The organism is Hoeflea ulvae, from assembly GCF_026619435.1.
Lineage (GTDB): Bacteria > Pseudomonadota > Alphaproteobacteria > Rhizobiales > Rhizobiaceae > Hoeflea > Hoeflea ulvae.
Window position 1 is genome coordinate 2735658 of record NZ_JAOVZQ010000001.1, and the last position, 14791, is coordinate 2750448.

Here is a 14791-nt window from a genome sequence, read left to right on the forward strand (position 1 = left end):
TTTCGGCATCAACAAGCCGGTTTTTTTGACCACAAGACGGCCGCCGGGCTGGAAATTGGCGTCTTCACGCGCTAACAGGGACACGACCAAGCCTTGCTGTCGCCGCATTTTCAACCGAGAAGGCGCGGCATACACTTGAGGGCGCGTAAACCGCGCGACAAGAACGCCGCCCCGGGGGCCGCAATTCAGGAGAGTCGGACGCAAATGAACGCCACCACAAAGACCGTTTTCGCAGCCATCATGTCGGCCGGCATCGCCGCCGCAGCCATGCCGGCAACCGCATTTGCGCAGGGCGCAAATCAGGGCTGGTACAAGACCTGCACCAAGCAGGAAGACAATGATGTGTGTGTCGTGCAGAACATCGTCACCGCGCCCACAGGCCAGCTGCTCACGGCCATCGGCCTGATCGAGGTGACCGGCAAGGTCAACCGCAAGATCCTTCAGGTCACGGTTCCGACCGCGCGGCTGATCCAGCCCGGCGTTGCCCTGCAGGTTGATGGCGGACAGGCCCAGCGCGTCGAATACGCGATCTGCATGCCCGAAACCTGCGTTGCGGAAATCCTGCTGACCGACGCCATGGTCAACTCCTACAAGAAGGGTGGCGAACTGGTTCTGACATCGGTCAATTATCAGCGCACGCCGAACCCGCTGAAGATCTCGCTCGAAGGCTTCACCCAGGTCTGGGACGGCGCGCCGATCGCCCAGTCGGAACTGCAGGAGCGCCAGCGCCTGCTGCAGGAAGAAATGACCAAGAAGGCCGATGAGGCCCGCAAGAAGCTCGAAGACGCACAGGCTGCAGCCAAGAAGAACTGATTGCGCCGAATGGACGACGAAAAAGCCCGGATGCAGCGATGCATCCGGGCTTTTTCGGTTCTGACGGGCGCAGCCTTCAAATCAGTGGCTGACGCGTTCCCGCGGCCGGTAGATGCCGTCGACATTGGCGTCGAAGAACTCGGCCACCTGGGGATGGCGCACCGGGACCTCGCTGTCATCGACCAGCAGGTTCTGCTCCGAGACATAGGCCACATATTCGGTGTCCTCGCTTTCGGCCAGCAGATGGTAAAACGGCTGGTCCTTGCGCGGGCGCACGTTCTCGGGAATGGCGTTCCACCATTCCTCGGTGTTGGCGAAGACCGGGTCGACATCGAAAATAACGCCCCGGAACGGGAAAATCCGGTGCTTGACGACCTGGCCAATGCGGAATTTGGCGTGTTTGAGTGTCATGTCTTGCTTCCTTTGACTTGATAAGATGGGAAGTTTGACGAAAAAATCAACTGTTTGTCCTTGACGCCAAAGCGCCGGGACCATACGCCCATCACAGGCTGAAGCGCGTTATTAACAGCTAGTACAGGCGTAAACCATGGCTGAAATCACCGGACTTGTGCTTCCATTTTTCGGCCTCATCCTGCTCGGTTACATCGCTGCACGGATCACCAAGCAGCCCCAGGAAGCGATGGGGTGGCTCAACACCTTCATCATCTATGTTTCCCTGCCGGCGCTGTTTTTCAAGCTGCTGTCGCGCACGCCGATCGAACAGCTGGCGCGCTGGGATTATGTTCTGACCAGCATGACGATAACATATATGGTGTTTGCGCTGGTCTTTGCCGGCGGCATCCTTATCCGCCGCGCGACGATCGGCGAGGCCACGGTTCAGGGCCTGGCGGGCGCCTATGGCAATATCGGCTATATGGGGCCGGGCATCGCCATTCTGGCCTTCGGCGAGCCCGCGGCGGTGCCGGTGGCGCTGATCTTCTGTTTTGAGAACATCATGCATTTCACCATCGCGCCGATGATGATGGCGTTGTCGGGCGGCGACCGCCGCACGCCGGGCGCGCTGGCGCTGGAAGTGCTGCGCAAGATCGCCTTTCACCCGTTCATCCTGGCCACCGCGGTCGGTGTCGGCGCGGCCTGGCTGGAATTCGTGCCGCCGCTGCCCGTGGGCAGGCTGATCGATTACCTGGCGCAGGCCGCGGCACCCTGCGCGCTGTTTGCCATGGGCGTCACGCTGGCGCTGAGACCGCTCAGGCGGGTGCCGGTCGAGCTCGGCTACATCGTGCCGATGAAGCTGGTCCTTCATCCGGTGCTGATGTATCTCGGGCTGAGCCTGGTCGGGGATTTCGAGCCGGTCTGGGTCTACACCGCCGTGCTGCTGGCCTCATTGCCGACCGCCACCAATGTGTTCGTCATCGCCCAGCAATATTCGGTCTGGGTCGAGCGCGCCTCGGCCACGGTGCTGATCACCACGGTCAGCAGTGTCGGCACCGTCTCGGTGCTGCTCTGGCTGATCACCAGCGGAACCTTGCCGCCTGACCTGTTTCCGAGCTGATCAGTCTTTTGCGGCGGCCCGGTCCTTGCGCCAGCCAGGCGTCATGCCTTCGCGCATTGCCAATAGCCTCAAGGGCGGAAACGCCGAGAGTGCTGCAAGCCCGCCGGTGCGCAGCACCTGCAGCGGCAGCAGGGAGCTCAGCAAGGTGCGGTTGAGCAGGTCGACACCGACGGTGCGGCTGGTCACGTCGATGCGGCGCTGACGGTTGAACGCCGATACCGCCTTTGGCGCGTGTTCCGGTCCGCCGGCCTGCGTCAGTTGCTCGATGGCCTGCATGATGTCGCGCAGACCGAGATTGAGCCCCTGTGCCCCGATCGGCGGAAAGGCATGGCCGGTTTCACCGACCAGCATGGTCCGGCCGGCGCCGAAGCGATCGGCAATCAGGCTCGACAACGGCCAGGCCTGCACCTCGCCCTCGACGTCGACTGCGCCGAGAATGGAGTGCATCCGGCGCTCGACCTCGCGGTTGAGGTCGGCGCGGGGCAGGGCGAGGATCGCGTCCACATCCCCGGGTTTGACCGCCCAGACCAGGCTCGACCGGTTGCCCGGCAGCGGCACCTGGGTAAACGGGCCCTGTTCGGTGTGAAACTCGGTCGAGGTGTCGCCATGCGCGATGCTGTGGGAAAAGTTCAGCACGAGTGCTGTCTGCGGATAGGACCAGGTCTTGACGCTGATGCCGATGGCCTCGCGCAGTTTCGAGCCGCGGCCGTCGGCGGCCAGCGCCGCCAGCGCCGTGATCCGGGTGCCGTCTGCCAGTGTGAGCTCGACATGCGCATCGGTCTGGACGGCCGAAACGAACGGGCTTTCAAAGCGCACGACAAGGTCCTTGCCGGCGCTTGCCGCCAAAAGCGCGTCAAACAGCGGCTGGTTGGGAATGTTGTAGCCAAAGGCATCAAGATCGAGTTCGCTCGAGCGGAAGGACACCGGCGGCGCGCGCAACAGCCGGGCGGTGCCGTCGAGAATGCGCATGGTGCGCAACGGCGCAGACACCGGGCGCACCGTGTCCCAGAGGCCGAGCCGGATCAGCAAATCGATCGATTCCGACAGCAATGCCGTGGTCCGCCCGTCCTGGCGCGGCGGTGGCGGCGCGATGAAGGCCACGCGCCAGCCTTCAGCCGCCGCAGCCAGAGCGGCCACCGACCCGGCAAGGCCGCCACCGACGACTGCGACATCATAGAGCTTGTGCATTTGTTTGACCTTTCAGTCAGTTGCCGATTGCCTAGCGGGCTTTTCATCCTTTACATCGGCAGACCGACGAACTCCATGGGATCAATTGGCGCATGTTCACGCCCCGCGGCAACAAGGATCCGCTCGACGGCCGGTTTGACCGGCTGGACCGGTCGGGCCGCCTGATTGCCGGCCTGGCGCGAAAGCCGGTATGGCCGGTGCTGGCCATGGTGCTCGTCACCGCTGCACTGGCCTGGTGGTTCCTCTTGTCGATGGCCGGCGCCATCGTGCGCTTCGAAGGCTCGCCGCAGCCGCTGGGCCCGGGCATGTCGCTCATTGCGAGGTTCCTGCCGGTGGATCCGGGTTCATTTGCCGCAAGAATTGCCGATCTCTGCCTCTCGGGCGATTCGGGGGCCTTGCTTGCCAGCGGCTCGATGCTCTCGGTTTCAGCCGGCCTGTTCGTGATGTGGCTGGCAATGGCGGCGGCAATGATGCTGCCCACGGCCGCACCAATGATCCGCACCTATGCCGAGATTGCCGACACCGCGGCCGCACGCGGCGAAGCGGTGGTGCACCCTGCGGTGCTGACCGGCGGCTATCTGCTGGTCTGGGCGCTGGCGGCGGTTGTATTCACGCTCGTGCAGATGCTCGTCAGCGCCCTGAGCGGCGCGGCAGCCACCGGGCCGGTCGGCGGCGTGATCGCCGGGCTGATCCTGATCGGCGCCGGCGCCTACCAGTTCACCGCGCTCAAGCAGGCCTGCCTCACCAAATGCCGCAATCCGTTCACCACCTTGTTTGCGCGGTGGAAAACCAGCGTCTCCGGCGTGTTCCGGCTAGGCATGGAACAGGGTGTGTGGTGTCTGGGATGTTGTTGGGCATTGATGCTGATCATGCTTGCGGTCGGCAGCATGAATGTGGTCTGGATGGCCGCGCTCACGGTGTTTACATTTGTGGAAAAAACCGGGGTGGGCCGGGTGACAACCCGCATCGGCGGCGCGATAGTGATCCTGTGGGGAGCGGCGCTCGTTTGGGGAGCGTTGATTTGATTTCGGGAGAACATCTGCATGGCTGACGTTGAATGGGCTTTGAAGGGCGAACTGGTGCTGTCGTGCAACTGCACTGTGTTCTGCCCCTGCGTGCTTTCGCTCGGCCAGCACCCACCGACCGAGGGCTATTGCCAGACCTGGGCCGGTTTCCGGATCGACAACGGCTATCATGGCGACACCGATCTGTCTGGTCTCAATCTGGGGCTGATCATGGAGATCCCGGGCTATATGAGCCGCGGCAACTGGACCGCCGGCCTGTTCGTCGACAAGCGCGCCTCGATCTACGCCACAAAGGCCTTCACCAGGATTTTCACCGGCAAGGCCGGCGGCACCACCTCGCTGCTGTCGATTCTTGTCGGCAATTTTCTCGGCGTCCAGCAGCAGCCGATCAGCTATGAGGTCGAGGGCAAGAAACGCATCGTCAAGATTCCCAAGATCATCGATGGCGTCATCTCGCCGATTCCGGGCAAGAAGCATGACGAGGACACGGTGATTTCCAATTCCGAATACTGGATCGCACCGGAAATCATTGTCGCCAAATCGGAAAAGTCCAAGCTGCGGGCCTTTGGCCGGAACTGGAACTTCGCCGGCCGATCGGCCGAAATCTGCAAACTGGACTGGAGCGGTCCCAACTGAGTGACCCCGGAAAGGGAGTTGGCGGCATGAAGCTTCCATTCAAATACCGCCGTGTTCCCTATGCGGAAATCCGGGCGTTTTCTGTGCATATCCTCACAGCCAGCGGCTCGTTCATGGCCTTCCTGGCGCTGGTGGCAGCCGCCGAGGAACGCTTTGTCGATCTGTGGTGGTGGCTGGCCGTCGCCATGCTGATCGACGGCATTGACGGTCCGATCGCGCGCAAGCTCAATGTCAAGGAAGTGCTGCCGAACTGGTCCGGGGTGATGCTCGACAATGTGATCGACTACGTCACCTATGTGCTGATTCCGGCCTTCGCGCTCTACCAGAGCGGCATGATCGGCGAGCCCTTGTCCTTTGTCGCCGCGGGCCTGATCGTGGTGTCGAGCGCCATCTATTATGCAGACATGGGCATGAAGACCGATGAGAATTTCTTTTCCGGTTTTCCCGTGGCCTGGAACATGCTGGTTTTCACGCTGTTCGTCATTGATGCCTCCGAAACCGTGGCCTTCCTGATCGTGCTGGCAGCCGTGGTGATGACATTCCTGCCGATCAATTTCCTGCATCCGGTGCGTGTTGCGCGGCTTAGGCCGATCAATCTGACCATGTTCGGGATCTGGTCGGTGCTCTCTGCCTGTGCGCTGCTTCTGCATTTCGAAAGCCCGGACTGGCTGATGTGGGCGGTGATGCTGACCGGCGGCTATCTGTTCGTCATCGGCGGCGTCATGCAGATGTTTCCGAACCTGGGGAAGCCGAAAACCGGCTGACCCCTTGCGCCAGGCATGCGGTCCTGTGCCGCTTTGACCGGAGATCATGAAGATGAAAGCAATCCTTGTTTCACAGCACGGCGGTCCGGAGGTCCTGGAATGGCGCGACCACGAGATCGGCAATCCCGGTCCGGGCGAGGTGCGTATCCGCCATGAAGCTGTCGGGCTGAACTTCATCGATGTCTATTTCCGCACCGGGCTCTATCCGGCGCCCAACGGTCTGCCGCTGGTGCCGGGCAATGAGGGGGCGGGCGTTGTCACCGCCACCGGCGAAGGCGTCAGCGGCTTCAAGGAGGGGGACCGCGTCGCCTATGCCGGGCCGATCGGCGCCTATGCGCAGGATCGCATCATTGCAGCGGAGAAGATTGTCAGATTGCCCGACAACATAGACATGGATGTTGCGGCCGGAATGATGCTCAAGGGCATGACCGCCGAATATCTGCTTCGGCGCACCCATGCCGTCCAGCCCGGCGACACCATTCTCTATCATGCCGCAGCCGGCGGCGTCGGGCTTCTCGTCGGGCAATGGGCCAAGTCACTCGGCGCCACCGTGATCGGCACCGTCGGATCTTCCGAAAAGGCTGAACTGGCCGCCGCCCACGGCTATGACCATGTGATCAATTACCGGACCGAGGATTTTGTCTCCCGGGTCAGGGACATCACCGGCGGCAAGGGTGTCGACGTGGTCTATGATTCGGTCGGCAAGGACACCTTTCCCGGATCGCTGGATTGTTTGCGGCCGCGCGGGCTCTGGGCCAGCTTTGGCCAGTCATCGGGCCCGATCGAGCCGTTCAACATCGGCATCCTGGCGCAAAAGGGCTCCTTGTTTGCCACCCGGCCGACGCTTTTCACCTATATCGCCAGCCGCGATGATCTGGTTGCGTCCGCGAATGCGCTGTTTGACGTCGTCTCGCGCGGCGTCGTCAAAATCGGCATCAACCAGCGTTACCCGCTGGCCGAAGCCGCGCGCGCCCATGCGGATCTCGAAGCTCGACAGACCACCGGCACGACTGTGCTGACGCCCTGAGCGGCATGGTGACCTGAATCTGGCCCGCGCTGGCGGAAACACTATCAAGCTAAATTTGAAAAACAGCGGCGGCTTTCGTCTTTGCAGGAAGATGAAAAGCCGCCTGATTATGAAATTACTTGTTATTTTCAGTCCCTGTCCCCTTGTGCAGCGCACAAATATTGCGTTTCATGCAGCCTGAGACCGAGCTGTTCGAGCCAATCGGGTCCCTTGAATTTCAGGGCCAGATAGTGAAGCTTGTGTCGGGTGCTTTCGGGAGTAACGCTTTTCAAAAAGGCGGCTCGCGAAATCGCGGATATCAGGGGGTGACGTGCCAGACCAACACAGCGAAACGCCGCTATTGGAAACAAGAGGGCTGACCAAGATCTTCGGAAGCTTGCGGGCATGCGACGGCATCGACCTGGCCATCGCTCCGGGGGAAGTCCACGCATTGCTCGGCGAAAACGGCGCCGGCAAGTCAACATTGGTCAAGATGTTGTTCGGGGTGCTCGATCCAAGCGAAGGCGAGATCCTGTGGAAGGGCAAGCCGGTCAAGATCGGCAGCCCGGCCGAAGCCCGCGCCACCGGCGTCGGAATGGTGTTCCAGCATTTTTCCCTGTTCGAAGCCCTCACCGTGGCCGAGAATATTGCCCTGGCGCTCGACGGCAATGTCCCGATCGACAGGATTTCCGAAGAGGCGCGGCGGCTGTCGCTGGAATATGGCCTGCCGCTCGATCCGTCAGCCCATGTGGCCGATCTCTCGGTCGGCGAACGCCAGCGCATCGAGATCGTCCGCGCGCTGCTGCAAAATCCCGAGCTGATCATTCTTGACGAACCGACCTCGGTTCTGACCCCGCAGGAAGCCGACAAGCTGTTTGAAACACTGGCCAAGCTGAAGGCCGAAGGCCGGTCGGTGCTTTATATCAGCCACCGTCTCGAAGAGGTTCAGCGCATCTGTGACCGCGCCACGGTGCTGCGCCACGGCAAGATCACCGGGGCCTGCGATCCGCGCCAGGAAACCCCATCCTCGCTGGCGCAGATGATGGTTGGCGGCGAAGTCGCCCGGATTTCCGGCGCCGGACTGGGCGAGCCGGGCGAGTTGCTCATTGAAATCAGCAAGCTGAGTGCGCCGTCGCGGTCGCCCTTTGCCGTCGCCCTGCGCGACATAGACCTCTCGGTCCATGCAGGCGAAGTGGTGGCGATCGCCGGTGTGGCCGGCAATGGCCAGAGCGAATTGTTCGACGTGCTGTCGGGCGAGGATACGGTCAGGGACGCCGTATCGATCCGCATCCGCGGCAAGGCGGTCGGACGGATGGGAATCACCGCACGGCGTTTGCTGGGATGCGGCTTTGTGCCCGAGGAACGGCATGGTCACGCCGCCGTCACCGACATGCCGCTGACCTCGAACCTGGTGTTGTCGCGCCATGCGTCGGACAGTTCGGCGTTTTTGTCGGGCGGTCTGCTGGGCCTGATCAACACCGGCGCAGTGGCCAATGCCGCCAAGCGGATTTCGAAGATCATGGATGTGCGCAAATCCGGCCCCGACCCGCTGGCGGGCTCGCTGTCGGGCGGCAATCTGCAGAAATTCATCGTCGGGCGCGAACTTGACCGCCAGCCGGTGGTGCTGGTCGTCAACCAGCCGACCTGGGGTGTTGACGCAGGCGCAGCAAGCCGCATCCGCCAGGCCCTGATCGATCTTGCCAAGAGCGGATCGGCCGTGGTGGTGATCAGCCAGGACCTGGACGAGGTCTTTGAAATCGCCAGCCGGATCGCGGTCATCAACGAGGGCCATCTCTCCGTTCCCGAGCCGGCGGCAACAATGACCCGTGAACGCATCGGCCTGCTGATGGGCGGTTTTCACGATGGAACCGGCCAGGCCCATGCGGAGGCTCTCGATGCGCATTGAACTGAAAAAACGTGACGGCATCTCATCGCTGTTTTCGATCCTGTCGCCGTTCATCGCTTTCGGCCTGACGCTGATTGCCGGGGTGATCCTGTTTCTGGCTCTCGGCAAGGATCCGGTGCAGGCGCTCTACAGCTTCTTCATCGAGCCGCTGACCGAGACCTGGTCGCTGCACGAACTGGCGATCAAGGCGGCACCGCTGATCCTGATCGCGGTCGGCCTGTCGATCTGCTACCGCTCCAACAACTGGAACATCGGCGCTGAAGGCCAGTTCATCATCGGGGCGATGGCCGGCTCCATTCTGCCGGTGGTGTTTCACGGATGGCACTCGCCGCTGGTGCTGCCTTTGATGATGATCATGGGCATGATCGGTGGCGCCGCCTATGCGGCGATCCCGGCCTTCCTCAAGGCCCGGCTCAACACCAACGAGATTCTGACCAGCCTGATGCTGGTCTATGTGGCGCAGCTGCTGCTCGACTGGACCGTGCGCGGGCCGTGGCGCAACCCGGAAGGCTTCAACTTCCCCGAAACCCGCAATTTCGATGCGTCCGCGGTGCTGCCGCGCATCATCGAATCGGGCAAGACCCATTGGGGCTTCGGCTTTGCGCTGATCGCCGCTGTGGTGCTGTGGTACGTCATGCGCCGCACGCTCAAGGGGTTTGAAATCACCGTGCTGGGTCAGTCGGCGCGGGCAGGGCGGTTCGCCGGATTCTCCGACAGGAAGATGGTCTATTTCGCCTTTCTGCTGTCGGGCGCATTGGCAGGACTTGCCGGGATTTCCGAGGTCTCCGGCGCCATCGGGCAATTGCGGCCGGTGATTTCGCCCGGCTACGGCTTCACCGCCATCATCGTGGCCTTTTTGGGCCGGCTCAATCCGCTCGGCATCGTCGCGGCCGGCCTGGTGCTGGCCTTGACCTATCTCGGCGGCGAGGCAGCGCAGATCTCCATCGGCATCACCGACAAGGTCACCCGGCTGTTTCAGGGGCTGTTGCTGTTCTTCGTGCTGGGCTGCGACACGCTGATCCATTACCGCATCCGGCTGGTGCTCGGCGCGGCACAGAAAGGGAGTGCCGCCTGATGGACATGACCCAGGCTATCATCTTGACGATCATGACGGCGGCCACCCCGTTGCTGCTGGCGGCCATCGGCGAACTGGTTGTCGAGCGCTCCGGCGTTCTCAATCTCGGCGTTGAAGGCATGATGATCATGGGCGCGGTGGCAGCCTTCGCCATCGCCCAGATCACCGGCTCCGCCGGGCTGGGCGCGCTCGGCGGTCTGATCGCGGGCATGCTGTTTTCAGTGCTGTTCGGCTTTCTGACGCTGACGCTTGTTGCCAACCAGGTCGCCACGGGACTGGCCCTGACAATCCTCGGGCTGGGCCTGTCCGGCATGATCGGCGAATCCTTCATCGGGCTTCCCGGTTTGAAACTGGAATCCATCGCCATTCCGCTTCTCTCCGACATTCCCTTCATCGGCCGGTTGCTGTTTGATCAGGATCCGATCTTCTACATCTCGATCATCGCCGTGGTCGGCGTGAACTGGTTTTTGTTCCGCAGCCGGGCTGGCCTGAGGCTGCGCGCCATCGGCGACAATCACGCCTCCGCCCATGCGCTGGGCGTCAAGGTGGTGCGCACCCGCTACCTTGCGGTGATGTTCGGCGGCGCCTGCGCCGGTCTTGCCGGTGCGCATCTGTCGATCGTCTACACGCCGCAATGGGTGGAGAACATGACCGCCGGGCGCGGCTGGATTGCGCTGGCACTGGTGGTGTTTGCCTCCTGGCGGCCAAGCCGGGTGCTGGCCGGCGCCTATCTGTTCGGCGCGGTCTCGATCGGCCAGCTCCATGCCCAGGCCCTGGGCATTGGCGTGCCATCACAATTCCTATCGGCTCTTCCCTACCTCGCCACGATTGCGGTACTGGTTATCATATCGCTGAATCGGAGGATGACGCTGATCAACACGCCGGCATCGCTCGGCAAACCCTTTGTGCCGGAACGATAGAGACAGATCGCCGGCCCGATACCAACAACCAACCAGACAGGGTGAACCCAATGAAAAAGACGTTTTTTCTCCTTGCCGCGGCCACTGCGCTCGCCGGCTTCTCGGCTTCGGCAAATGCCGCAGCCATGGACAAGGTCAAGGCCTGCTTTATCTATGTCGGACCCGTGGGCGATTTCGGCTGGTCCTATCAGCATGACCAGGGCCGCCAATATGTCGAGGAGAAGCTCGGCGACAAGGTCGAGACGGCCTATCTCGAAAGCGTGCCTGAAGGCGCGGACGCCGAACGCGCCATCGAACGTTTCGCCCGCTCGGGCTGCAACATCATCTTCACCACGTCATTCGGCTACATGGACCAGACCAACAAGGTCGCCAAGGACTTTCCGGACATCAAGTTCGAGCATGCCACCGGCTACAAGACCGATCACCCGAATGTGTCGACCTATGATTCGAAGTTCTTCCAGGGCCGTTATGTGATCGGCCAGATTGCTGCCAAGATGTCGGAATCGGGCACTGCGGGCTACATCGCCTCGTTCCCGATCCCCGAAGTGGTGCAGGGCATCAACTCCTTCATGCTCGGCGCGCAGTCGGTCGATCCCGATTTCAAGCTCAAGGTCGTGTGGGTCAACACCTGGTTCGACCCGGGCAAGGAAGCCGATGCCGCCAAGGCGCTGCTCGATCAGGGTGCGGACGTCCTGACCCAGCACACCGATTCCACGGCCCCGATGCAGGTTGCCGCAGAACGTGGCGCCTATGCATTCGGTCAGGCATCCGACATGTATGCCTTCGGCAAGGAAACCCAGCTGACGGCGATCGTCGACGAGTGGGGTCCCTATTATCTCGAGCGGATTTCCGCCGTGCTGGACGGCACCTGGGAACAGTCGCGGACCTGGGGCGGAATGGCCGAAGGCCACGTCGTGATGGCGCCTTACACCAACATGCCTGACGACGTGAAGGCCATGGCCGAGGAAACCCAGGCCAAGATCACGTCCGGCGAGTTCCATCCCTTCACCGGCCCGATCACCAAGCAGGACGGCACCGAATGGCTGGCTGACGGCGTTGTTGCCGAAGATGGCGAGCTCTCCGGCCTGAACTTCTACGTCAAGGGCATTGACGACCAGCTGGCCAAGTAAGCCGGTTCGGAACACTGAATGAAAAAACGGGGGCGGCTGCATGGGCCGCCCCTTCTTGTTTGCCCCGTCTTCTTGCAGCCGGTACAGCGGTTCGAGGTCAGATGGAGCCGCTTTGTTCGGCCGGCGCGGGGTATGGCGCGATGGTGCGGGGCAGGAAACGGGCGACGGGCACGCACAGGGTCCGGATGATCCGCCGGCCCGCCGGCTCGACATGGCGGTAGATCCACCAGCTCACTGTGAGTGACAACGCGACGGCGAGCGCGAAGGCGGCCCATTTGCCCACAGCCGGCGCCGTCAGATTGATCAGGATGTACCCGGCGTTCTGATGCACCAGATAGAGCGGATAGCTGATGCCGCCCAGCGCCAGCGTCCAGGGGCCGGCCCTGACATGCCGTCCCAGCGTTGCCGCGAGCAGGAAGACCATCACAATGCCGGCATTGGCCAGCGCCACGGTCAGGGCCGAGGCGGCCGCGCCAAGCCGGGCAATGACATCAAGCCGCTGCACCTCGGCGGTGTGGAAGGTCATGAGCAGCGCCAGCGCCGCAAGTCCCAGACGCAGCCGGCTGCCGCCAAGCGACGAGATCCGCCAGACCATGGCGCCGAAAGCGAAATAGGCGCCATATTCGGTCAAAAACAACAATTCCACCGGGCGCGATCCGATGAGTATGTTGTTGACAATGATCAACACCAGCCAGAGCGCCACCGCCAGGTCGGTGTGGCGCGGCAGCGCGCCGGAAAACAGGCCGATGACCACCCAGGCGTAAAAGATCAGCTCGATGACGATCGACCAATAGGCGCCATCCATGAACGACGCCCCGAACAGCGGCGCCACCATGGTCAGGTTGGCGGCCCATTCGGCCAGGCTGGTGGCAAAGGGCTCTTCGGCCCACCACATCATCATCACGAAAGTGATCGTCATCGCCACCAGATGGGCCGGGTAGAGCCGCGCCAGCCGGCTGATTGAGAAACCGTACCAGTCACGGCCGCTGGCCGACCAGATGATGACGAAGCCGGAGATCATGAAGAACGTGTTGACGCCGAGATAGCCCAGCGCGAGCGACTCGCCTGCCGCGCCATAGCCGTGATCGAGATAGCCGCCTTCGCGGGCGCCGCGATAGAGGAAATGATAGACCACCACCATCATGGCGGCGCCAAAGCGCAACAGGTCGAGCAGGCCGTTGCGCGGGTTGCGGTCGATCCGGGAACTGTCTGGGGCTGAGCTGTGCACGATCATCTCCTTCGCAGAGGAGGCAATTATAGCGCAAACACCAACGCCGGGCTTGATAACCCGGCGTTAAGCTTAAGCGTAAAGGTTAAATCCGGCGCTGCCGGGGATCAGGCGAGACCCTGCTTGCGGATGTCGTCCCAGGCCACATCCAGCGTCTTTCTGGCCGTGGCGATCAGGTGATCGACCTCTTCTTCTGTGATCGTCAGCGGCGGCGAGATGATCAGCGAATCGGCCACCGCGCGCATCACCAGCCCATTGGCGAAGGAATGGTCGCGGGTGATGGTGCCGACCTTGCCGACATTGTCGAAACGCTTGCTCAGATCGTTTTCATCGGGAACCAGTTCCAGCGCGCCGAACATGCCGACCATGCGGGCCTGGCCCACAAGCGGATGGTCTTCCAGCGTCATCCAGCGTGACTTGAAATAGGGGCCGATATGGTCGCGAACCCGCTCGACCAGGCCTTCGCGTTTCATGATGTTGATATTGGCAATGGCCGCAGCGCAGCAGGCCGGATGGCCGGCATAGGTATAGCCGTGAAAGAACTCGACACCTTCGCGGTGCAGCACTTCGGCGATCTGGTCCGACACCAGCACGCCGCCCATCGGCAGATAGCCCGATGTCAGCCCCTTGGCGATAGCCATCAAATCGGGCTTGAGTTCGTAATAGGTGGATCCGAACCATTCGCCGGTGCGGCCGAAGCCGCAGATGACTTCGTCGGCGATGAACAGGATGTCGCGGCTTTCGAGAATGCGCTTGACCTCGGGCCAGTAGGTGGCGGGCGGGACGATGACGCCGCCGGCGCCCTGGATCGGCTCGGCGATGAAGGCTGCGACATTTTCTTCGCCGATTTCCTCGATGGCGCGCTCGAGTTCACGTGCCGCCCAGAGGCCGAACTCGTCCTCGCTCATGTCGGTCTTCATGCCTTCGCCGAACCAGTAGGGCTGGGCGATATGGTGGATGTCGGGGATCGGCAGCCCGCCCTGGCTGTGCATGGCGCCCATGCCGCCGAGCGAGGCGCCGGCCATGGTCGAGCCGTGATAGGCGTTCTTGCGGCTGATCACCACTTTCTTGGATGGCTGGCCCTGCAGCGCCCAATAGGTCCGCACCAGCCGCAGGATCGTGTCATTGGCCTCCGAGCCCGAGCCTGTGTACATCACCATGTTGATGTTGTCGGGCGCGATGCCGGCCAGCATTTCCGACAGTTCGATCACCGGCGGATGCGTGGTCTTGAAGAAGGTGTTGTAATAGGACAATTCGCTCATCTGGGCGCGAACGGCATCCACCACTTCCTGGCGGCCATGGCCGACATTGACGCACCACAATCCTGCCATGCCATCGAGCATGCGATTGCCGTCGGTGTCCCACAGCCAGACGCCATCCGCGCGCGAAATCACCCGCCGTTCGTCAATGCCCAGGGCTCCGTGATCGGTGAAGGGATGCAGATGGTGTTTGTGATCGGATGCCTTGAGATCATGAGATGACACATTGACGCGCATAGTTTTCTTCCTGATTGGATTATGAGACAGATCGGTAGGAATTCAGTTTGACCTTTATTTGAGTGTGTGCACAAAATTCCAGCGCGGACAA

The 14791-nt window shown here is 62.1% G+C and carries 14 protein-coding genes; 10 read left to right on the forward strand and 4 right to left on the reverse strand.

Translation table 11 applies throughout. From position 1 onward, the window contains the following. Positions 1-204 precede the first annotated feature (204 nt). Positions 205-813 carry an invasion associated locus B family protein gene (locus tag OEG82_RS12935; protein ID WP_267612838.1) on the forward strand — a complete coding sequence of 203 codons (609 nt, stop codon included), beginning with the start codon at positions 205-207 and terminating at the stop codon, positions 811-813. An 81-nt stretch (positions 814-894) separates the two neighbouring features. Here the strand turns inward: OEG82_RS12935 and hspQ are convergent, their stop codons facing one another. Beyond that, on the reverse strand, positions 895-1224 hold the full coding sequence (gene hspQ, locus OEG82_RS12940) for a heat shock protein HspQ (protein ID WP_267612839.1): 330 nt from the start codon (positions 1222-1224) through the stop codon (positions 895-897). 136 nt (positions 1225-1360) lie between these two features. Between hspQ and OEG82_RS12945 the strand changes: the two genes are divergently transcribed. Beyond that, a complete protein-coding gene (locus OEG82_RS12945) occupies positions 1361-2326 on the forward strand; it encodes an AEC family transporter (RefSeq protein WP_267612840.1) in 966 nt (321 codons plus the stop codon). Here OEG82_RS12945 and OEG82_RS12950 read toward each other — a convergent pair whose 3' ends face one another. Next, positions 2327-3514 carry a UbiH/UbiF family hydroxylase gene (locus OEG82_RS12950; RefSeq protein ID WP_267612841.1) on the reverse strand — a complete coding sequence of 396 codons (1188 nt, stop codon included), beginning with the start codon at positions 3512-3514 and terminating at the stop codon, positions 2327-2329. A gap of 92 nt (positions 3515-3606) precedes the next feature. On the opposite strand from OEG82_RS12950, the gene OEG82_RS12955 reads away from it, so the two are divergent. The 8 genes from OEG82_RS12955 (at position 3607) to OEG82_RS12990 (ending at position 11976) form a co-directional block, all read left to right on the forward strand. After that, on the forward strand, positions 3607-4539 hold the full coding sequence (locus OEG82_RS12955; RefSeq protein WP_267612842.1) for a DUF2182 domain-containing protein: 933 nt from the start codon (positions 3607-3609) through the stop codon (positions 4537-4539). Positions 4540-4557: 18 nt separating this feature from the next. Next, a complete protein-coding gene (locus OEG82_RS12960) occupies positions 4558-5175 on the forward strand; it encodes a DUF1326 domain-containing protein (RefSeq protein WP_267612843.1) in 618 nt (205 codons plus the stop codon). Positions 5176-5201: 26 nt separating this feature from the next. Beyond that, entirely contained in the window at positions 5202-5939 is a 738-nt protein-coding gene (gene pcsA, locus OEG82_RS12965; protein WP_267612844.1) for a phosphatidylcholine synthase, read from the forward strand. A gap of 52 nt (positions 5940-5991) precedes the next feature. Then, positions 5992-6966 carry a quinone oxidoreductase family protein gene (locus OEG82_RS12970; RefSeq protein ID WP_267614944.1) on the forward strand — a complete coding sequence of 325 codons (975 nt, stop codon included), beginning with the start codon at positions 5992-5994 and terminating at the stop codon, positions 6964-6966. Between the two features lie 295 nt (positions 6967-7261). Beyond that, positions 7262-8851 carry an ABC transporter ATP-binding protein gene (locus tag OEG82_RS12975; RefSeq protein ID WP_267614945.1) on the forward strand — a complete coding sequence of 530 codons (1590 nt, stop codon included), beginning with the start codon at positions 7262-7264 and terminating at the stop codon, positions 8849-8851. Further along, a complete protein-coding gene (locus OEG82_RS12980; RefSeq protein WP_267612845.1) occupies positions 8841-9926 on the forward strand; it encodes an ABC transporter permease in 1086 nt (361 codons plus the stop codon). Before OEG82_RS12975 ends, OEG82_RS12980 begins: the two co-directional genes overlap by 11 nt. Then, positions 9926-10846: an ABC transporter permease gene (locus OEG82_RS12985; protein WP_267612846.1), complete on the forward strand. Its 921-nt coding sequence runs from the start codon at positions 9926-9928 to the stop codon at positions 10844-10846. Before OEG82_RS12980 ends, OEG82_RS12985 begins: the two co-directional genes overlap by 1 nt. A 50-nt stretch (positions 10847-10896) precedes the next feature. Continuing rightward, positions 10897-11976 carry a BMP family ABC transporter substrate-binding protein gene (locus tag OEG82_RS12990; protein WP_267612847.1) on the forward strand — a complete coding sequence of 360 codons (1080 nt, stop codon included), beginning with the start codon at positions 10897-10899 and terminating at the stop codon, positions 11974-11976. A 97-nt stretch (positions 11977-12073) separates the two neighbouring features. On the opposite strand, the gene OEG82_RS12995 is transcribed toward OEG82_RS12990, so the two are convergent. Both OEG82_RS12995 and OEG82_RS13000 read right to left on the reverse strand, forming a co-directional pair. Further along, on the reverse strand, positions 12074-13204 hold the full coding sequence (locus OEG82_RS12995; protein ID WP_267612848.1) for an acyltransferase family protein: 1131 nt from the start codon (positions 13202-13204) through the stop codon (positions 12074-12076). 107 nt (positions 13205-13311) lie between these two features. Further along, the gene (locus tag OEG82_RS13000; RefSeq protein ID WP_267612849.1) at positions 13312-14700 is read right to left on the reverse strand and encodes an aspartate aminotransferase family protein; all 1389 of its coding nucleotides are present in this window, start codon (positions 14698-14700) and stop codon (positions 13312-13314) included. Between the last annotated feature and the right edge of the window lie 91 nt (positions 14701-14791).